Below are 19,936 nucleotides of genomic sequence, written 5' to 3'. Positions count from 1 at the left end.
ATGCCACGAAATTAGCATCATGCTAGCAAGTTAAACGAACACTGACATGATATATTAGTGATTAGCTATATTTTTTACTTTGCAACAGAACCGTTTTTTACATTGTGTAATAAACTTAAAGAACAAGACACACGTAAACTAGAAATACCTTTTGATGAATTAAAACATCTTAGTAATTATTACTCACGATCACAAGCGCGTTTTATAAAAGATTTAGAACATGTATACGATAAAATGTTGCATTTAACTTATACAGAACGTAACGAGCAATCATTTGAAAAATTTGTATTGTTCACTTCTTATAAAGTTGATATAAAAAAACAATACCTGTCTATTAGTGTTAATAATGATTTGAAGCATATACTCAATTCAATTACTGCTGATTTCACTAAATTTGAACTACAGGAAATGACACAACTAAAATCAACTTATGCAAAAAATATGTTTAGATTACTAAAGCAATATAAACATACAGGATATTTCAAAATTCAAATTAATGATTTCAGAGAACGTTTAGATATTCCGAAAAGTTATCGAATGAGTGAAATTGATAAGTATGTATTTAAACCAATAATTAAAGAATTAGGCTTTTTATTTAAAAATCTCAATATTAATAAAATTAAAGCTAAAAAAGGACGAAAGATTGAATGGTTAGAATTTTCTTTTGAACCTGAGAAACGTATTCATTCGAAACGACAATCTAATATGATAAGTACAGGCAAACCAAAACAATATATAAGCCGTGAAATGACGCCACAATGGTTAAAAAATAACACTTATCAACCAACCACATCTAAGACATCTGCGTATACAGAAGAAGAACGTCAAGCGTTTTTACAAAAAATGAAAAAGTAAAGGAGACCCAGTTATTTGATGAAAACTGTAAAGGAAGTTTCTGAACTTTTAGATGTCTCTAAACAAACAATTCATTATCATTTAAAAAGTTTACCTTCAAATTTGAAGGTAAACAAAGTAGGTAACAAATCATTAATAGATGATAATACAATAGATTATCTAAAAACAATTTTAAATAAAAAAACGACAAAAGAATCGACAAAATTTGATGAAAAATCGACAAACAAAACAGAATCATTAAATAACCAATATAGCAGTTATATCGATAAATACATAGAGCATTTAGAATCAGAAATTCGACAAAAGAATCGACAAATTGATGATTTAACAATTGCATTAAAACAAGAACAATCTTTGAATTTAAATAGCCAAAATATATTAAGTAATACCAAAAAAATAGAAACTGATAATATAGATTCAAAAGAAGATATCATTACTACAAAAGCATCAAAAAAAAATGAACAAAAACAATCTATCTTTTCTAAACTATTCAAAAAAAAATAATGTATTCACGCCTTTAGGCGTGAATACATTATTTTCTCTAAAAAGAAATTATCACTTGTTAATTATAATATAGTTAATATTTAGCAAGTGAAGTGTGGTTTATCATATGCAAAAATCCCACTACTGTCCAAAGCAAAGTAGGGTTTTTATTTAATATACAAAATACAAAGCATTTCTATATTGACAAAGGATAAAAATCATACTAACTTATGAATATATGAGCATATATTCATAAGTTAGTATGATTTTCTTCGAGTAACAAAACATTAATTGAAATTTTATATTTTTTAACTCTATAGTTATAAAAACAAAAATTCAAATTATAGAAAATATTTTTCATCATTAAAAAGAGGAGGGATTAAATGGAAAACGATCACAATCATAATCATACACATGGCGCGAACAAAAAGACTTTATTAATTAGTTTTATTATTATTACAAGTTACATGATTGTAGAAGGGTTAGGTGGTTTCTTTACTAACAGTCTTGCGTTAATTTCAGATGCTGGTCATATGTTAAGTGATTCTATTTCTTTAGGTATTGCTTTAATTGCATTTACTTTAGGAGCGAAGCAAGCTAATACAAATAAAACTTTTGGCTACAAAAGGTTTGAAATACTAGCAGCTGTACTTAATGGTATTACTTTGATGTTAATAGCTATCTATATTTTTTATGAAGCTATTGAGAGATTTAAAAACCCCCCTGAGGTAGCTTCTACAGGCATGTTAATTATCGCCTTGGTAGGCTTGTTTATTAATATTATTGTGGCTTGGATAATGCTGCGTGGGAGCGATGTAGAAGAAAACTTAAATATGCGTGGAGCATATTTGCATGTAATAAGCGACATGCTTGGATCTATAGGTGCAGTTATAGCAGCCCTTCTCATTATATTTTTTAGATGGGGGTGGGCGGATCCTTTAGCAAGTGTGATTGTAGCAATTTTAGTACTACGTAGCGGCTTTTATGTAACAAAATCAAGTCTTCATGTATTAATGGAGGGAGCACCAAGCAATATAAATACAAAAGACATTATTAAAACTATTAAAAAATTCAAAGAAGTTAAAAATATTCATGACTTTCATGTTTGGTCAGTAACTAGCGGATTAAACGCGTTATCTTGTCATATTGTTGTAGAAGATACAATGACCATTACTGAAAATGAGTTTTTACTTAAACGTATAGAACATGAACTCAATCATCAAAATATTCAACATGTCACAATACAGACTGAAACTTCTAACAATAATCATAGTGAAAAATTGTTTTGTATCGTGAAAGAAGAAGACAGTCAACATCATCATTAAATAAACAGCCATTATTTTTTAATAATGGCTGTTTATTTAATTATTCCAATATATTTAATATATCTTTTTTGTTATTTTCAAATCCCACGTAATATTTAAACAACTTTTTTTTACCCCAAAAAATTTTTTTATAAAAAACAAATAAGGGAACAATTCGGTTGCCTGATATTTTTTTCATTTCTTCTTCTAAGTCCAAATTTTGACTTACATCTTTATGACTATAACTAATCTCTTGAGAGTTTAAATACCTTTTTGATTCTTGGCAATCAGAGCATGTAGGTCTTGTGTAAAGCTCAAGTTGTATATTTTTATCCAAATATATCTCTCCTAATATAAGTTTTAGCATACATTTTATACAAGTGTACCTCTTAAAACAAACTATAAATATTAATTTTTTATATGAAACTTTTGTATTGACTTATACCTACTAGGGGTATAATATAGATTCCAACAAGAGATACCCCGTTAGGGTATATGAGGAGGGGTGAAATTGAACACTACTACTGTTAAAAACAATGACGCATTGCTCAATAGACTCAAAAGATTAGAAGGACAAATGCGCGGTTTACAATCAATGATAGCAGAAGATAGATATTGTATAGATGTACTAGTACAAATAACAGCAATACAATCAGCCCTAAAACAAGTGGGTTTTATAGTAACTGAAGACCATATATCTAATTGTGTAAGTGAAGGTATTAAAAATGGCAACGGAGAAGAAAGTATCAAAGAATTGATGGTTGTATTAAAACAATTTTCAAAATAGGAGGAAAGAAATAATTGAGTGAAAATATTAAAAAAACCTCATTAGGTATCACAGGCATGACATGTGCAGCTTGCTCGAATAAAGTAGAAAAAAATCTAAATAAATTAGATGAAGTTAACGCTAATGTAAATCCTTCTACAGAGAAAGCTACAATTGAATATAACCCCAATGTTACATCATTAGAAGATATTGCAAATACAATTCAAAAAACAGGTTATGGAGTTTTAACCGAAAAAGTGGATCTCGATGTAATGGGAATGACGTGTGCAGCTTGTTCGAATAAAATCGAAAAAGTTTTAAATCGAATCTCAGGTGTAAATAAGGCTACAGTTAATTTAACCACAGAAAGTGCTACTGTAGAATACAACCCTGATATGACGTCTGTAGATGAATTTCAACAACGTATTAAAAACCTAGGGTATGAGGCACAACCTAAAAAAGAAGCATCAGAAAAAAGTTCCCAAAAAGAAAAACAATTAAAACGACAGTTAATTAAATTAGTTGTTTCAGCTGTTTTAGCAGCTCCATTGTTAATGACAATGTTCGTTCATTTATTTGGTATTCAAATACCACATATATTTATGAACCCGTGGTTCCAATTTGTATTAGCAACGCCTGTTCAATTTGTTATTGGTTGGCAATTTTATGTAGGCGCTTATAAAAACCTTCGTAATGGGTCAGCAAATATGGATGTTCTTGTCGCTTTAGGTACAAGCGCAGCCTTCTTTTATAGTATTTATGAATCGATTAAGTGGTTAATTAATACAAATTATGAGCCACACCTATATTTTGAAACAAGTGCTGTATTAATTACTTTAATTCTTTTCGGAAAGTATTTAGAAGCACGTGCTAAAACACAAACAACAAATGCGTTAAGTAAATTGTTGAATTTACAAGCTAAAGAAGCACGTATATTACGCAACGGTGAAGAGACTATGGTTCCTTTAAGTGAGGTAAAAGAAGGAGACTATTTAGTTATCAAACCAGGAGAAAAAATACCAGTAGATGGCAAAATAATTAAAGGTATGACTTCAATTGACGAGTCAATGTTGACAGGTGAATCTATTCCTGTTGAAAAAATGCAAAATGATAATGTTATAGGATCAACAATGAATAAAAATGGAGCAATTACTGTTGAAGCAACAAAAGTTGGTAAAGATACAGCTCTTGCCTCCATTGTTAAAGTTGTCGAAGAAGCGCAAGGTTCTAAAGCGCCAATACAAAGACTAGCAGATATTATTTCTGGATATTTTGTACCTATCGTTGTAGGTATCGCGATTTTCACATTTATTATATGGATTTCATTAGTTCAGCCGGGACAATTTGAACCAGCCTTAGTTGCTGCAATAGCAGTATTAGTTATCGCTTGTCCTTGTGCGTTAGGCTTAGCTACGCCTACTTCTATAATGGTGGGTACCGGAAAAGCTGCTGAAAATGGCATTCTATTTAAAGGTGGAGAACACATTGAAGGTACACACGCTATTAATACAGTTGTTTTAGATAAAACTGGCACTATAACAAATGGCACACCTGAAGTCACTGATTTTAGTGGAGATGATCAAACATTACAATTGTTAGCTAGTGCAGAAAAAGGTTCTGAACACCCACTAGCTGAAGCTATCGTAAGTTATGCTAAAGAAAAATCATTAGAATTTTTAGAAGTAGACCATTTTGAAGCTATACCAGGGCGCGGTATAAATGCAACAATTGATGGTAAAGAACTTTTTGTCGGAAATCGAAAACTAATGAGTGAAAAAGGAATCCAAACTAATGAAGCTGAAACAAATCTCGCTCAATTTGAAAAAGAAGGAAAAACTGCAATGCTTATAAGCGTAGATAACGAATTGAGAGGGGTTGTCGCTGTAGCTGATACAGTTAAAGATACTGCCCAACAAGCTATTCAAAAACTTCATGAATTAGGTATTGAAGTTGCTATGTTAACTGGTGATAACAAACGTACCGCACAAGCAATAGCAAAACAAGTTGGTATAGACACGATTATTGCAGAGGTTTTACCAGAAGAAAAAGCTTCTAAAGTAGCAGAAATTCAATCTGAAGGTAAAAAAGTAGCTATGGTTGGAGATGGTGTCAATGATGCTCCAGCACTAGTTAAAGCAGATATTGGTATTGCCATTGGTACAGGTACAGAAGTTGCAATCGAAGCTGCTGATATAACTATTTTAGGAGGAGACCTTTTATTAATTCCAAAAGCAATAAAAGCAAGTAAATCTACAATTCGTAATATTCGCCAAAATCTATTTTGGGCGTTTGGTTACAATGTTGCAGGTATCCCTATAGCAGCAATTGGTCTGCTAGCACCTTGGGTTGCGGGAGCAGCAATGGCTTTAAGTTCTGTAAGTGTTGTCACAAACGCTTTACGTCTAAAACGTATGAAATTATAAGAATCTTATATTTCTTGAAAGGAGGTGACAACATTGACTAACGAAGTTATTAATGTAGAAGGTATGAGCTGTGACCATTGCAAGCATTCAATTGAAAAAGCATTAAATGGATTAGATGGTGTAACATCTTCAGAAGTAAGCTTGGCGAATGGGAATGTGGAAGTTGAATTTGATGAAAATCAAGTAGCTTTCAACGACTTTAAAGAAGCTATTGAAGATCAAGGTTACGATGTAATTAAATAATTTAAATAGTTGGGCATATCGTTTAATGATATGCCCTTATTAAAAATTAAGGAGGATAAAAATATGAATCATAATCATGAATATCATTCAAACAAACCCGAAATTAAAGCAAATGTTGTATATAGAGATGGTAATATAGAAATTACGTTAGAAGATGAATTTAATAATGCCCCATTATTAGATACTATGCATGAAAAAGAAATGCATTTCGTTTTAGTATCTAATGACATGGAGAAATATTACCACCTACACCCTCAAAAAAAGCATGAAGGTTTATTTATAATTAACCAACAATTAGAGCCAGGAACTTACCAGGCTTTTGTTGATGTTACACCAAAAAACCATGTGTATTCCGTTCATCCTATTGAACTGCAAATTGGAGATAAAATAACCTCTACAACATCTTTAAATTCTGATAAAAATTGGGTAAAAGTTAACAAAGGAGTTCATGTAACTTTAAATTCTATAAGTGCTAAAGAAGATGAACATGTCCCTTTAACTTTCAATACAGAATTAACTCCCCAACCTTATTTAGGAGCTTTAGGACATGTGATTATATTTGATGAGCAATTAACTGATTATATTCATGTTCACCCAGAATCACCTGATTCTACAACCTTTTATGCTCATTTTCCTAAAAAAGGGATGTATAAAATTTGGGCAGAATTTAAATTTAATGATGAAGTGCATAGATTTACTTATAATATTAAAGTTGCATAAATCTATTAGCAAAAGCTTAAAAATCAGTAAATTGTAAAGAGTTATTTAGATAATACAAAACGCTTTATAAAAAATCGAAAATTTAAGATAGAAAGTTGATGAAGAAAGTATCAAAAAATTGTAGTGGTTGTTTATATTGCAACATTCACTGAATTTTTATAGTTAATAACCTATTATTTAAGGAGTAATTTATTGATTAAGTTTGAATATTTTGAGGAGAAAGATTTTGATTTATTAATAAACTGGATAAACTCTCCTGAACTTTTAGTCAAATGGGCAGGTACAGATTTTAATTATCCCCTAGATGAAGAACAATTAAAGGAATATATTAAAGACACAAATAAAGAAAATTCTAGTAAAATAATTTATAAAGTTATCATTGAAGAAAATAATTCAAAAAAAATTATAGGTCATATTGCTTTAAATAATATAGATTTTAAAAATTGTTCCGCCACGTTAAGTAAAGTTTTAGTAGGTGATCCGCAAATGCGTGGCCAAGGATTAGGCCCTAAAATAATAAAGAAATTATTGAAAAAGGCTTTTGAAGATTTGGGACTACACAGAATTGAATTAGGTGTTTTTGCCTTTAATAAATCAGCTATTAAAAGTTACAAAAAGATTGGATTTATAAAAGAAGGAGAAAAAAGAGACTTTAGAAAATTAAATGGAGAATATTATAATTTATGGCAAATGAGTATGTTAGAAAGCGAATGGTCTTGAATAATTTTAAACAAAAATAGTCCTCTTATTTTAATAAGAGGACTATTTTTGTTTATTTAGAGCGTACTCTAGTCATTTATTTTGTAAACCTTCCATATATAAGAACCAAAATAGTATAAATAAATATTATTAAAAACATAGTCGTGAACATAGACTGAATAAAACAAATAATAATATGATATACAACAGTAGGAGTGGACCCTAATATTTCTACAGACGTATTATTCAGTTTAAATATTAAATAATCGAAGAGAAATGAACTTCCTATTATAGATACGAGTCCAATGATAGGTAAAGTAAGAAATAATAATTTTCCCTTTTCGTAGTTTCTATATAATGCTAGAAATCTATCCTCATCTTTGTACATATGATCCAATAGAATTTTAGCAATTTTATAAGAAACTGGCACAGCTATAATTATTAATATAAAAATTGCAAATGGATTGGAAAAACTTAAAAAATATGTAATATAAATTGAAATCAAGGGAATTGTCGATAAAAAGCATATATCTAATATAAGTTTTTTGTCTTCCCTTCCATTACTTTTCTTTTCAAGAAATTCTATATCTTTTTGATACTCTTCGTTGTTTTGAATGTTTTTTAAATATGATTTAACCTTTTTCATTTAATACTCCCATCTTGTCTTTGTATTCAACTAATTAGCCTTAATGTTAGCAATTTTATAGTATCAAAGAAAATCAATAATTCTAATTATAGAATTGCACTTACTTTTCTTATATTTTTGCATTCATCTACACTTGGTGATATACTGAATTTAACAAATAGTGTACTAGCATGATAAACACCGAGCCCGATAACTACTGCGAATAGTTATCGGGCTCTTTTGGTGTATTAGCTATATGTCGTCGCTAAATTACTTCTCACGATTATTCAGCCAATGAGAAAATAATGTGAGTATAACTCCTACTACGATAGGAGCTATAATAGTTACAAATAGTGTACTGAACATGATGTCACCTCCTTCCATGCTAAATACAGCACAGAAGTGAACGACGACCTTTGTATTATACCATTTCTAATAATTGAGTTACAGATGACTTCCGATAAGTGAACTTATGTCAAAAGTATTATCTATTAAAAAACAAATTACCTTTATTATTAAGTCTACTTAGTCATAATCAAAGTCATATTAGCGTACATAATTAAGTCGAATTATGATTTTTAGAAAGCGCGTATTGGTCACTTGTATGATTTATCATACTGCTTATAAAGTATAAATAAATGAAAAATGTCTTACTCATGTTTGATAAATTCTTGTGATATTTTTTATATTAAACACTTACATTTTTGCTATAAAAATATTTTTGTACTCATCACTTTTTGAATAAAGTATCTCAAACATATCCCTAAATGATTCATTATAATGAACATAAAATAAAAGTAATAAGAAATTATTTAGGCCTTATTATTCAAAAACAAATTATAAAAACATCCAAATCTAAACAGAAATATGGTCAAAAAGAGCTAAAACAAAATACAAAATGAGGTACAAAAGGACGCATTTGTTACATCAATATTTGATCAATCAAACCTAAAAATTAAAATAAGATCACACTTAAGTGGTCTTATTTTTTATACGAAAAAAGTCCAAAAAAACAGACTCTATGGAGTCTCGATATCAAAAAAATCAGACTCTCGAGAGTCTAAAAAATTTTAAAGCCCGTCAAATCAACGTTAAGTAGAGTATTCTGACAATTAAAAGTGGTCTTGTAACAATTGTAAAGAGTCTGCAATAAAATGTGATATCACCCTCTTTAGTCAAATGCCTAAGAATGCTTATAATCACCTTTATATAAAGCTTTTAAGCTATATATGGTGAATAATTGAGCAGAACGAATAAAAGGTAAATCTTTCAGCTATGCTGAATACCACCAAAGGTGGTACTGGATTTCCTTATGCTCATACTTGAGACTCCGAAAACAGACTCTACTTTTTGTAATATTTCCAAAAGTAAAACGTACTTGGAGACAAAAGAGGCTATTCTTTTCTTCATTTTTTTACTTTAAGTTCTTATTTTTATTTTCAAAATGAGTATTGTTAGTAAAATGATTGGAGATAAAAAAAGAGAAAACTAAGTAAATATCTTTACTTAGTTTAGGATAGAAAAGTTCAAATTTAAAATTTTATTCGGTCCGTTTCTTGAACATTAACGACTTATTTTTTACCTATATTGAATCCACATTTTGATTTTTTTGAACGATAAATGCGACCATTTATTTCCGTTCATTAACAAAATAAATAGCAAAAACGATTTTACTAAGTCACTTTTATAACTACAAAGGATTGATAAAAAATATAAACACGGTTAACACTTTTACATTTTTAAAAGTTAAAACAACACTAAATGATTATTTGTTTTTCATTTTATGCGACATGTTTGAGCCATTATTAAACGAAGAATACTCGTTTATAGAAAAAAATAGGACTAAAACGTTTCTGTTTTAGTCCCACCTACTTGCTTAACTACAGTTCATTTTCAGATTTACTTAATTGCCATTGAAGATAAAGTTCGACTGCAGTTAACAGAACATTAATCATTGCCAAAGTAACCTTAATCTTTTTCTTATTACGCATAAGAGTTCCTCCTTTCTTTAATAGCAGCATGCTATGTTGTGAAATTGTGACATTGTATTGATGTTATTTTGTTATCTCCTCCTTTACCTTTCGTTTGGTCTAGGTGGTTGCTTTAGCAACCACTTGATTAATAAAAAAAGAGAACATCTATTTAAAGATGCTCTCTAAATAAATCATTATTAATTAAATAAAGAAGTGATGGGTAAATGATCACGTCGTTTATTAAGCGTATGCATTTCAGCGAATTCAGACTTAAGAGATTTCATTAAGTATCCTTGCATTGATACAACGGTTTCATTTTTTTGAATAAGCATAGCTTTGAAACGTTTAAGAACATGAAGTATTTCTATTTCCATATCTTCTAACAAGTAGTAGCTATCAATCGCATTGTTGAAAGATGTTTTGGCTTTTAATAATACAGTTTTGATAATTTTAATTTCAGCTACTTCAAAGTTACTTAGATAGTTTTGAATACTTTGCGGTAGTTCTTCGAGTAATTGAAATTTTAAAGCCTCATTATTAAAGTTTGAATTGTCGTGATTTGAATGATTTGTATGATTACTAGGAAAAGTTAGTTTATTATCATTCAAATCATCCGTATCATTATTCTCAGTCTTAATATAATCAGTATCATTATAATCAGTATCATTAGGGTCTAAAATTTGGGATTCTGGACTCCCAAATTTTGAGAATCTGGAGTCCCAAAATTCGGGATTCTGGAGTCCCAAAATTTGGGAGTCCTTGTCATTATAGGTTATAGATGAGGATTGAATACTTTTTTCTACATTAATATTAGTTTCTATATCATGCAAATATAATTTATTAGGTTTATTAAATCCTGTACGTATTTGTTCAAGTAACCCTACTGCTTGAAGTTCTTTTTTAATTTTAGTAATTGTATTCTTGCTTTTATCTAATATATTCTGGAGACTTTCATTTGTAAAAATGAAATATATATCCCCATTATCATCGACCCAATTATTTTTAATCGACAAGCTAACTCTATCGTTGAGAATTGCATAAGTAACTTTGGCACTATCACTTAATTTTTTATATTTTTCATTAACAAATAATGCTTTATGTAGCATATAAAAGTTTTGATTTGCTTGATTTTTAATATTTTTACGAGACATAATAAAAAACCTCTTTCCAATTAAATTTGAATAGAGGTAATAAAACATTACAAATCCACATAACTTTTTGACTTGCAAACTGTAGATATTGTTGTATATAATACATATATCAAATTAAATAGCTAACGTATTGTAACGTTTTATTACCCAGTCCCAACTATTACCAGTAGTTGGGACTAAAACGTATTATGGACATTATATCATTAAAAAAGAACATATAAAAGATATTATAATCCCACTAAAAACCTTTTATAAACACTTGATAAGATTATTATCAAATGTTTATAAAAGGTTTTTTAAGAATACTTAAGATCCCTTTATAAAAGTATTTATGATAAAATTTATTTATAAAGGGTTGATAAAGTATTTATAAAGGGTTGAAGATATGAAGAGCGTTAAAGAAATAAGTGAAGAATTGGAAGTTAGTAAACAGACTGTATTTAATAATATAAAAAGATTGAATATAGAAACAGTGAAACAGGATAATACTTCATTCATTAAAAATGATGTTGATGTAGAAAAAATCATTCAAAGAGTAATCAGAAATAAAAAGAAATATGGCTTTGAAAGTGCTAATGTAAGTTCAGAGAAAGTTAAAACAGATAATAAAAAAAACGAATCTAAATATGATGTTCAAATAATTGAACTACTCGAAAAGCAAATAGATACTTTAAATAAACAACTTGAAAAACAAGAAAAACGTCATGAAACGACAATAGAATTTTATAGAAAAGAATTACAAGAAAGGTCGAAATTACTTGAAAACCAACAAGTATTAGCATTAGAAAGTAACAAAAAAATACAAAGGTTGGAGTCTGAGTTAGAAGAAGAAAGGCAACTCAATTATTCTGCTAATAAGAGGCAGGACATTGAAGTTCAAGAAACAATGGAAAATATGGATTCTATAAATAATGACTCAGATAGTCAAAAAGAAAAAATGGTTTCCCATTTTAGGGATGAAAGTAAAGATAAACATGAGGATAAGCAACAAGATAGTGAACTGCAACAAGGTAATAAAATAGATGGTGAGCAGAAAGAGGATATCAGAAACGAAAATCATTCTAAAAAAAGTTTTTGGAGTAAACTGTTTGGTAATTAAAAATGACTATAAAAGGTGTATCAAGAGTTTATAAACCCTTGATACACCTTTTATAGTGATGGAACTTCTGATAATCATCAGTTATGTTAAACTCTAACAAAAACTAAATTATCAGAAGAATTATCTAGGGTATTAAACATAGGTAAATCAATTTTCTATCGCCAATAGTATAAACATCATCCATATTAATCTGAAGATAGCTACATAATTCTTTAACAGCATAGCCTTTATTTGTATAAGGCGCCATAAACTCTATTAAATATGGTTTGTTTTGAGGTTTCTATGTTTAATCATTTAATTTTTCATTATATAAATCGAATAATTATAAAAAGTCATCATACTTTTTATTTTTTAAAAATATTTGAAAATTTAATAGTAATCCAATTATAAGATCAAATATCATTATCATTATAATCAAGGCAACTATAATCACTGTGACACTCGTTACATAACAAGCTAGTAATCTCCAGATAAAATTGACATTTTCACCAATTCCATAACTTAACATATTACAAAGTAGTAAAAGAATAATAATACCTATACTGTAAATTAAAATTGTCAGTGTATATTTTTTAATAACTCTATTAGGAAACAATAGTTCATCTATTAGGTTCTTTTTCACCAGTATCTCTCGTTCAATTCTATCTTTGTCACAGATTTTGATTTTACTATTTTTTATTTTTTCCTCTAATAAAATAACCTCGAACGATCTGCTAATTTTTAATAAATATGCAGGAAAAGCTAATGTTAAGCATAATGTAATTAATTCATTTACATTGTTCATGTAACTTATAAAATAGATGAAAGTTGCTACTAGTGCTCCTAAAAATATAGTTATATTAAGTTCTACATCAAATATTTTAAAAATATCTGCTCTATTCATCAGTTAATCATCCTTTCAAGGTTTATTAATACTAATAAATTATTAGATATAGGTATATCATATTATTAATTTAAGAAATTGTCTTTTATAATTTTACTTAATAATAAAAAAGTAGAACCATTTAAAATTAATGGTTCTACTTTTTAACTATTACTAATTTTAAAAATAAACTAATCTACAATATCTAAAAATATATGTTTAGTACTATTTTTGTTTAGTTATATCAAGTGATTTGGGAATTAACAAATAGACAACTATTGAAATGATAATCATGATAATCCCACCTACTAAAGCAGTTGCTACAAAAGCATCATTAAATGATGTTACAGCCTCGTTTGCAAGCTGTTTTATCCCCGTAGCTTTAGCTACTTCGACAGCGCCCACTACAGATTCTTCAGCTACATGAGCTAAATCTCCAACTATACCTTTTGATGAAAAAGATGAAATATCTAAAAATACACGATAAAGCATAGAAGATAGGCTACCAAGTACTGCTACACCAAAAACATTTCCAAGGTCATACATAGACTCTTCAACAGCAGCTGCATTACCTGCTTTTGATGTAGGTGTTTCTAACATTATTAGAGCAGATGCAACTGCTAGTGAAGCCGTACCAGCTCCAACTAAAATTAATGCTAAAGCCATTGTAGAATATGATAATGGATGACCAAAGAAATACATAATAAACATGCCAATGGCTGCAATTCCAATTCCGGAAGGTAACACTATTTTCGGTCCAAATCGCGCCGCTAATCCGGGTGCAATTGGTGCAAACACCATATCTCCTATTGCCATAGGTAATAGGTATAAGCCAGCTTTAAAAGGAGAAAGTTCTTCCACAACCTGTAACCATTGTGAAGCTAATAACAAAACAGATGTCATTGCAAACATTGTCATAAATGCAGCAATTGTACCAGCTGAAAATGATCTCTTTTTAAAAAGTCTTACGTCTAACATTGGATCAGAACTTGATAAATTACGTTTAACAAATATCACTATCATGGTAATTGCTAATACTATTACAACCCATGGAATAATATCTGCTAGTCCTTCTTTTGAAAATTCTTTGATACTCCATACCAGTCCAATCATGCCTGCAATTGATAAAATTGTAGAAGGAATATCCCACGAGTGAGACTTTTCTTTTGATAACTTAGACTCTGGTAATAAAAATAAACCTGCTACAACTGCTATTATCACAAACGGTACATTAATTAAAAATGCCGAGTGCCATGAAAATTGCTCAAGTAAAGCTCCTCCGATAATTGGTCCAAAAACAGCACCTATCGATGAAACGATTGACCATACAGCTAATGCAGTGGCCCTTTCTTTAGGGTTTTCAAAAATTACTCTTATCATTGAAAGAGTAGTTGGCATTATTAAAGCACCTGCAATACCAAGTAAAAATCGAATAGCTATTACGAACTCTGCACTTTCTGCGAAAAATATAGCTAATGAAACGAGGCCAAATAAAGCAAATCCAGTTAATAATGCTTTTTTTCTTCCCCATTTATCAGCAAAGGCACTCAATGGAATTATAAAGCCAGCTAAAACAAGAGAGTATATATCAACTATCCATAACTGTTGGGTACCAGAAGGCTCTAACTCTCTTACTAATTCCGGTAAAGCCATAATTAATATTGTCATATCCATTGTAACAACAAACAAACTAACAGCTAATACTACTAGTGCAGTCCATCTTTTTTTTGATGTCATCATATCAGTAGTTTTTGTAAAAAATGAAATCATTTAAGTTCCCTCCAATCCTTATAGACCGTTCGACCGGTCTATAAGGATTATAATCTATTTTTTTACATATTACAACAAAAAATCTTGCGAAATTTAAATGGCTGTATTGTGTTATACAATTATTCTTTGAATTTTTTGTGCTATCATTGATAGTACTTAATACTCATTAAAGGCGTGATGAACTTGAAAGATAAAATACTAGGTGTCGCAAAGGAATTATTTATAAAAAATGGATATAATGCCACTACTACTGGAGAAATTGTTAAATTATCAGAAAGTAGTAAAGGGAATCTTTATTATCACTTTAAAACAAAAGAAAATCTATTTTTAGAAATTTTAAATATAGAAGAATCTAAATGGCAAGAACAGTGGAAAAAGGAACAAATCAAATGTAAAACTAATAGAGAAAAATTTTATTTATATAATGAACTATCTTTAACAACCGAATACTATTATCCACTTCAAAACGCAATAATTGAATTTTGCACTGAATATTATAAAACTAATAGCATTAATGAAAAAATGAATAAATTAGAAAACAAATATATAGATGCTTATCATGTAATTTTTAAGGAGGGTAATTTAAATGGCGAATGGTGTATTAATGATGTTAATGCTGTTAGTAAAATAGCAGCAAACGCTGTTAATGGAATTGTTACCTTTACACATGAACAAAATATTAATGAAAGAATTAAACTTATGAACAAGTTCTCTCAAATTTTTTTAAATGGACTTAGTAAATAATTATATATATATTCTTGAAATACCAATAAATATTATTTCTAAATTACGTTCATTATTGATAAAAAATTTAAATAGTATTACTACACAAAAAGAGAGTGCGAATTCGCACTCTCTTTTTTCTTGTATAATTATTAAAAGATCATTTCAATAATATAATATGAGTTTTGAGACTCTGTGAGAGCCTCTTATTTGCATTGACGACCCATTTATCAAGATGATCCCTTATCATGCTTAATTCTATAAACTGTCTGTCTTGTGATATTAACTTCTTTCGCAATCTTACTAATTGCTTTCCCTTCTTCTAACATTTCCACCACGCGATGATAAATAATACGTTTCTGTGGGTCTTTGGCATTTGGTGAATAAAGTAAGGGGCGCCCTTTATATACGCCTTTTTCCTTCGCAACTTGAATTCCTTGCGCTTGTCGACGTTTACTTTCATTTCTCTCTTGTTCTGAAACCATTGCTAAAATTTGAACGATTAAATCTTTCATAAACTTATCCAGTAATGGATTGCCAATCACTTCATTCATCATAGGTAAGCTGGTAATCATTAACTGAACGTCTTTCTCTTTTAAATAACTCACAGTTTCAATAATTTCATCATAATCACGTCCCAAACGATCAATAGATTCCACAACGAATCGATCTCCCATTCTGACAAAATTGAGTGCTTCTTGAAATACAGGTCTATTTTCCACTGACTTTCCCGACTGTTTCTCTGTAAAGATTTTCTCCACACCAAACGTCTTTAAATTATCCAATTGTCTTTCTAAATTTTGATCTATCGATGATACTCTCGCATAACCTATAATCATTCATCTTCACTCCATAATTAATATACACCCTAATCATACGTTCTAATTGCGATAATTTCAACAACTTATTTTGTATGATTAGGGTGTACTCAAAGTGTACATATCTATAATTAAAACTTACTAAAAATAAATATAGATTTTTTCTTTGTAACAGAACCGTTCATTTGAAGGTCATCTCTATCATAAATATTTAAATTAACTAAAAATTTTAATCATCTGTTTAATACTTATGAAATGTATTTACGGTAGGTATTAAAATTGATGAAATTTATATAAGTGCTTTCAATGAAAATGACCGTTTATTTATCCTCCTGATTTAAGGAGTTAGAAATTTCGAAAACGATTCTTTCCATTTGTTGCATTTGTTCCATGTCCAGATATTTAATACATTATAGAAAACCAAAGACCATCACTAATTAAACGCAGTTTTAAAATTTCATCAGGATTGCCTTCGTCTTTAAAATGGGCCTCTTTTAATATAAGTTCTACTCTTTCATACCTAACTCTTTCAATGCCATCGTTTCATACGCCGATTCTCCTGATTCCATAGCAAACTCAGCGATAAACATTGGGAATACTGCATTGAGTTCTATTATATGCTCTTTCATTCGTGGCCATATTTCACCTCCAGCTTTACCGTATGCTGTTATAAGTTGCTCTAATCCTTCGTCGTCGAATACACGATGGTGTCCTATAAAGTCCATTGATGGGTCGGAGTGGGTTGCTTCAGTCCAGTCTATGAGACCTGTGACGTTTGCTTGGTTATCTACCATTATATGTCCTGGATGTAAGTCCCCATGTATCATGGTCGCATGTCGAGGCCATAGTTCGTCGTTTTCTAACCATTGTTTCCATCTGTTCCATAATTCATCTGATACGCCATAAGTTTCTTTAACTTTATTCATTCTTCTTTGAAAGTCATTTTTTATTTCTTGTATGGTTTTGATATTTATATGCTGAACGTTAATGTTTTCTTCTGGTATGTTGTGTAAATCTACGAGTGTTTCAGCTAATGTGTTAATAAAGTTTTCTGGTAATGGTTTGTGTTCAATTTCCCATACATAATTTTGTATTTCTGGATCTATTGTGGCTGCGGGTTTACCTGTAAGTTTTGGGTAAGCAATAAGGTCTTTTGCATGTACTTTCCACTTCGGTATTTCAAATGAAACATTCTTCTGTAAGAAGTCTACCGTTTGTTTTTCGGGTTTTGTTCGTTTATAAACGTCAGGTCTTCTTGGTAGTCTCAAAACCCATTCTACTCCATGTTTATCTTTTCCAAATGCAACTTGAAAATCAAGTCCCGATTCATTCAATGAGATTGTTTGAGGTTGGATGTGTAATTGATATTTTTCTGCACATTTAATAATTTCATTATGTCGAGTCATTTTATTGGATCCTTATTTCTATTATATTTTTCTTGTGAACGTATTTTTTATATTGATATAAATGAACCTAATATTCAATATAAATTAGTGTATAGTTTTTAAGTTATATCATGAATAGATTGTCCTGTTAATTCCCATTTTTTATCTGATACATGTTTAACAAACCTTGTATCATGTGATGTAAACAAAATGATTCCAGGATATTTATTCATAAACATTTCTAATGCTTCTAATGTTTTAATATCTAAAAAATTAGTTGGTTCATCCAAAATTAACATATTCGCTTTCGTTGAAAATAATACTGCTAACGATAATTTCGTTCTTTCCCCACCACTCAAAACATTACAAGAACGATCAAGTGCTTCATTTAAACCCAAGTTATTTAAAATAGCTCTACTGAATGATTCTGATGAATCCGTTTCATCCATTAAATATTGCAATAATGAAACGTCACGCATGTCTTCATAAGCAAGTTGACGATAGTATGCCATTTGCACTTTAGGAGAACAATCAATTCCCTCTATTTGGTGGTAAATAGCTTCAAGTAAAGTTGTCTTACCTACACCATTTGCACCTACGAGCGCTATATTTTTGCCATATGGTATTTGGAATCGTACTTGTGTTAGCAGTTTTTGACTTCCTTTAACCAATGTTAGATTTTGTGCAATGATTGGATAATTATTATGGATATCATAAATTTTATTTTGTGGGAAATTGAATTCATGATAACTTTGTGGTTTTTCAACTTCTTCCAAATGTTCCATTCTTTTTTCAATATGCTTAGCTTGTTTTTGAGCAGCCTTCTCAACCGTGCCTTTTTGTTTTGATGCACTTAAACGATCTGGTGCTATACTTTTGTTTTTTTGTTTTGATGATGCTTGTGCCATTTGTTGCGCTTGATTTCGTTTAGCTTTACTGGCTTGGGACAATCTTTGTTTTTCACTTATATACTGTTCATATTGACGTTGTTGTTCTAACTGTTCTTGTTCATATTGATTTTGATACTGTGTGTAATTACCTTTAAACACTCTTATTGTGCCATCTTCTTGTATATCCCAAATTGTGTCAGCAATTTGGTCTATAAGTGCTCTATCATGACTTACTATAATTAAAGTACCATAGTAATATTTTAAAATATTTTTCAGATAATCTTTACCAATTTTATCCAAGTGATTTGTAGGTTCATCTAAAAGTAATATCGGACTATAATTTGATATGACATTAGCTAATTTATATTTTGCTTTTTCACCACCACTCATACTGTCGGTTGTATGCATAGGTATATGGAGTTCACTCATTAAACTACCGTCTAACGTGTTAAAATCATTTTCTTCATCCATGTTTAGCTGTTCAAAATATTGAATTTCGCCAACCGTTTCAACTGTTCCAGATTCTGGTTTTGTTTTTTGAGCAATCATATTTAGTAATGTGGTTTTGCCAGTACCATTACCCCCAATAAGTGCTATTTTTTCAAATTGGTAAGCGTAAAGATGACCGATGTTAAGTGATCGTAAATCTGTCAATTTATGATTGATTTGGTTAAATTTAATTGTATATTGTTCCATATTTATACACTCCTTGTATATTTAAAGGACGTGTACGCAAAAAAATGAGACAGGCTACTCCCGTCTCATTCACATTACACTTTCAAACACTTAAAAATTTATTATGATGTTTTAGTATTTGAAAGCGTTTATTATTCCTATCGAAGGATAAAAAATGACATAAGTCATCCTATGAGTGTGTATTGCGGACAAGCCTTTTTGAATTAATTTAGTTTTGTATTCAAAAAGGTTTATTTGAGTCTCATAGAAGCTGTCATTTTAATCCTCCTTCATCGATAAAATAGTAATGTTAATATAACATTTTGTTGGTTTTTTTACAATATATCTCTAAGTAGAAAGATTATATAACAAAAGTATAAAAATACAATTTTAGATTGATTATACATCTCCTTAATTTAGAGTGTACTCATAAAATACGGTTCTGTTGCAAAGTTGAATTTATAATATAATT

At 29.7% G+C, this 19,936-nt stretch carries 19 protein-coding genes and 1 pseudogene; 10 read left to right on the top strand and 10 right to left on the bottom strand.

Annotation, left to right across the window (positions count from 1 at the left end):
• The first annotated feature begins 57 nt into the window (after positions 1–57).
• The 3 genes from HMPREF3058_RS00120 (at position 58) to HMPREF3058_RS00110 (ending at position 2,663) form a co-directional block, all read left to right on the top strand.
• Entirely contained in the window at positions 58–855 is a 798-nt protein-coding gene (locus HMPREF3058_RS00120) for a replication initiation protein (RefSeq protein ID WP_002497232.1), read from the top strand.
• A gap of 18 nt (positions 856–873) precedes the next feature.
• Positions 874–1,359, top strand: coding sequence for a helix-turn-helix domain-containing protein (locus HMPREF3058_RS00115; RefSeq protein ID WP_002440848.1), 486 nt, complete (start codon positions 874–876; stop codon positions 1,357–1,359).
• Positions 1,360–1,721: 362 nt separating this feature from the next.
• Positions 1,722–2,663 carry a cation diffusion facilitator family transporter gene (locus HMPREF3058_RS00110; RefSeq protein ID WP_001831389.1) on the top strand — a complete coding sequence of 314 codons (942 nt, stop codon included), beginning with the start codon at positions 1,722–1,724 and terminating at the stop codon, positions 2,661–2,663.
• Positions 2,664–2,703: 40 nt separating this feature from the next.
• Here HMPREF3058_RS00110 and HMPREF3058_RS00105 read toward each other — a convergent pair whose 3' ends face one another.
• A complete protein-coding gene (locus HMPREF3058_RS00105; protein WP_001831374.1) occupies positions 2,704–2,979 on the bottom strand; it encodes a glutaredoxin family protein in 276 nt (91 codons plus the stop codon).
• Between the two features lie 174 nt (positions 2,980–3,153).
• On the opposite strand from HMPREF3058_RS00105, the gene HMPREF3058_RS00100 reads away from it, so the two are divergent.
• From HMPREF3058_RS00100 to HMPREF3058_RS00080, 5 genes are all read left to right on the top strand, one after another.
• Positions 3,154–3,429, top strand: a complete 276-nt coding sequence (locus HMPREF3058_RS00100) for a metal-sensing transcriptional repressor (RefSeq protein ID WP_001831396.1) — start codon at positions 3,154–3,156, stop codon at positions 3,427–3,429.
• A gap of 14 nt (positions 3,430–3,443) precedes the next feature.
• Positions 3,444–5,831, top strand: coding sequence for a heavy metal translocating P-type ATPase (locus HMPREF3058_RS00095; RefSeq protein WP_001832797.1), 2,388 nt, complete (start codon positions 3,444–3,446; stop codon positions 5,829–5,831).
• Positions 5,832–5,864: 33 nt separating this feature from the next.
• Positions 5,865–6,074, top strand: coding sequence for a copper chaperone CopZ (gene copZ, locus HMPREF3058_RS00090; RefSeq protein WP_001831373.1), 210 nt, complete (start codon positions 5,865–5,867; stop codon positions 6,072–6,074).
• A gap of 63 nt (positions 6,075–6,137) precedes the next feature.
• A complete protein-coding gene (locus HMPREF3058_RS00085) occupies positions 6,138–6,794 on the top strand; it encodes a hypothetical protein (RefSeq protein ID WP_001831384.1) in 657 nt (218 codons plus the stop codon).
• A gap of 192 nt (positions 6,795–6,986) precedes the next feature.
• Positions 6,987–7,514 carry a GNAT family N-acetyltransferase gene (locus tag HMPREF3058_RS00080; protein ID WP_001831394.1) on the top strand — a complete coding sequence of 176 codons (528 nt, stop codon included), beginning with the start codon at positions 6,987–6,989 and terminating at the stop codon, positions 7,512–7,514.
• Between the two features lie 76 nt (positions 7,515–7,590).
• Here HMPREF3058_RS00080 and HMPREF3058_RS00075 read toward each other — a convergent pair whose 3' ends face one another.
• From HMPREF3058_RS00075 to HMPREF3058_RS00070, 3 genes are all read right to left on the bottom strand, one after another.
• A complete protein-coding gene (locus HMPREF3058_RS00075; RefSeq protein WP_002441962.1) occupies positions 7,591–8,139 on the bottom strand; it encodes a hypothetical protein in 549 nt (182 codons plus the stop codon).
• 249 nt (positions 8,140–8,388) lie between these two features.
• Positions 8,389–8,484: a type I toxin-antitoxin system Fst family toxin gene (locus HMPREF3058_RS11460; protein WP_000493115.1), complete on the bottom strand. Its 96-nt coding sequence runs from the start codon at positions 8,482–8,484 to the stop codon at positions 8,389–8,391.
• Between the two features lie 1,804 nt (positions 8,485–10,288).
• Complete coding sequence (locus HMPREF3058_RS00070) at positions 10,289–11,242, bottom strand: replication initiator protein A (RefSeq protein ID WP_002500634.1); 954 nt, start codon at positions 11,240–11,242, stop codon at positions 10,289–10,291.
• 385 nt (positions 11,243–11,627) lie between these two features.
• On the opposite strand from HMPREF3058_RS00070, the gene HMPREF3058_RS00065 reads away from it, so the two are divergent.
• Positions 11,628–12,341 (top strand): DUF536 domain-containing protein, encoded by a 714-nt coding sequence (locus HMPREF3058_RS00065; RefSeq protein WP_002500633.1) that lies wholly within the window; start codon positions 11,628–11,630, stop codon positions 12,339–12,341.
• A 124-nt stretch (positions 12,342–12,465) separates the two neighbouring features.
• On the opposite strand, the pseudogene HMPREF3058_RS12470 reads toward HMPREF3058_RS00065, so the two are convergent.
• From HMPREF3058_RS12470 to qac, 3 genes and pseudogenes are all read right to left on the bottom strand, one after another.
• Positions 12,466–12,600: pseudogene (locus HMPREF3058_RS12470) on the bottom strand (HAD hydrolase family protein); the annotation flags it as partial.
• 63 nt (positions 12,601–12,663) lie between these two features.
• Complete coding sequence (locus HMPREF3058_RS00060; RefSeq protein ID WP_001077893.1) at positions 12,664–13,224, bottom strand: hypothetical protein; 561 nt, start codon at positions 13,222–13,224, stop codon at positions 12,664–12,666.
• A gap of 204 nt (positions 13,225–13,428) precedes the next feature.
• The gene (gene qac, locus HMPREF3058_RS00055) at positions 13,429–14,973 is read right to left on the bottom strand and encodes a QacA/B family quaternary ammonium compound efflux MFS transporter (protein WP_002449598.1); all 1,545 of its coding nucleotides are present in this window, start codon (positions 14,971–14,973) and stop codon (positions 13,429–13,431) included.
• A gap of 177 nt (positions 14,974–15,150) precedes the next feature.
• Here qac and qacR point away from each other — a divergent pair, with 177 nt between their 5' ends.
• Positions 15,151–15,717: a multidrug-binding transcriptional regulator QacR gene (gene qacR, locus HMPREF3058_RS00050; protein WP_001832666.1), complete on the top strand. Its 567-nt coding sequence runs from the start codon at positions 15,151–15,153 to the stop codon at positions 15,715–15,717.
• 209 nt (positions 15,718–15,926) lie between these two features.
• On the opposite strand, the gene HMPREF3058_RS00045 is transcribed toward qacR, so the two are convergent.
• From HMPREF3058_RS00045 to msr(A), 3 genes are all read right to left on the bottom strand, one after another.
• Entirely contained in the window at positions 15,927–16,535 is a 609-nt protein-coding gene (locus HMPREF3058_RS00045; RefSeq protein ID WP_000583527.1) for a recombinase family protein, read from the bottom strand.
• Positions 16,536–17,020: 485 nt separating this feature from the next.
• Entirely contained in the window at positions 17,021–17,920 is a 900-nt protein-coding gene (locus HMPREF3058_RS00040) for an Mph(C) family macrolide 2'-phosphotransferase (RefSeq protein WP_000196697.1), read from the bottom strand.
• Between the two features lie 98 nt (positions 17,921–18,018).
• Positions 18,019–19,485: an ABC-F type ribosomal protection protein Msr(A) gene (msr(A), locus tag HMPREF3058_RS00035; RefSeq protein WP_070730996.1), complete on the bottom strand. Its 1,467-nt coding sequence runs from the start codon at positions 19,483–19,485 to the stop codon at positions 18,019–18,021.
• Positions 19,486–19,936: the final 451 nt, after the last annotated feature.

It is taken from the genome of Staphylococcus sp. HMSC068G11 (assembly GCF_001815825.1).
In the GTDB taxonomy this organism is placed as follows: Bacteria; Bacillota; Bacilli; order Staphylococcales; family Staphylococcaceae; genus Staphylococcus; species Staphylococcus epidermidis.
This window is presented reverse-complemented; position numbering and strand designations above follow the sequence as displayed.

Coding starts and splice junctions, on each gene's coding strand:
- HMPREF3058_RS00115 (WP_002440848.1), top strand. CDS start 874: ATGAAAACTGTAAAGGAAGTTTCTGAACTTTTAGATGTCTCTAAACAA.
- HMPREF3058_RS00110 (WP_001831389.1), top strand. CDS start 1,722: ATGGAAAACGATCACAATCATAATCATACACATGGCGCGAACAAAAAG.
- HMPREF3058_RS00085 (WP_001831384.1), top strand. CDS start 6,138: ATGAATCATAATCATGAATATCATTCAAACAAACCCGAAATTAAAGCA.
- HMPREF3058_RS00075 (WP_002441962.1), bottom strand. CDS start 8,139: ATGAAAAAGGTTAAATCATATTTAAAAAACATTCAAAACAACGAAGAG.
- HMPREF3058_RS11460 (WP_000493115.1), bottom strand. CDS start 8,484: ATGTTCAGTACACTATTTGTAACTATTATAGCTCCTATCGTAGTAGGA.
- HMPREF3058_RS00070 (WP_002500634.1), bottom strand. CDS start 11,242: ATGTCTCGTAAAAATATTAAAAATCAAGCAAATCAAAACTTTTATATG.
- HMPREF3058_RS00065 (WP_002500633.1), top strand. CDS start 11,628: ATGAAGAGCGTTAAAGAAATAAGTGAAGAATTGGAAGTTAGTAAACAG.
- HMPREF3058_RS00060 (WP_001077893.1), bottom strand. CDS start 13,224: ATGAATAGAGCAGATATTTTTAAAATATTTGATGTAGAACTTAATATA.
- qac (WP_002449598.1), bottom strand. CDS start 14,973: ATGATTTCATTTTTTACAAAAACTACTGATATGATGACATCAAAAAAA.
- qacR (WP_001832666.1), top strand. CDS start 15,151: ATGAACTTGAAAGATAAAATACTAGGTGTCGCAAAGGAATTATTTATA.
- HMPREF3058_RS00045 (WP_000583527.1), bottom strand. CDS start 16,535: ATGATTATAGGTTATGCGAGAGTATCATCGATAGATCAAAATTTAGAA.
- HMPREF3058_RS00040 (WP_000196697.1), bottom strand. CDS start 17,920: ATGACTCGACATAATGAAATTATTAAATGTGCAGAAAAATATCAATTA.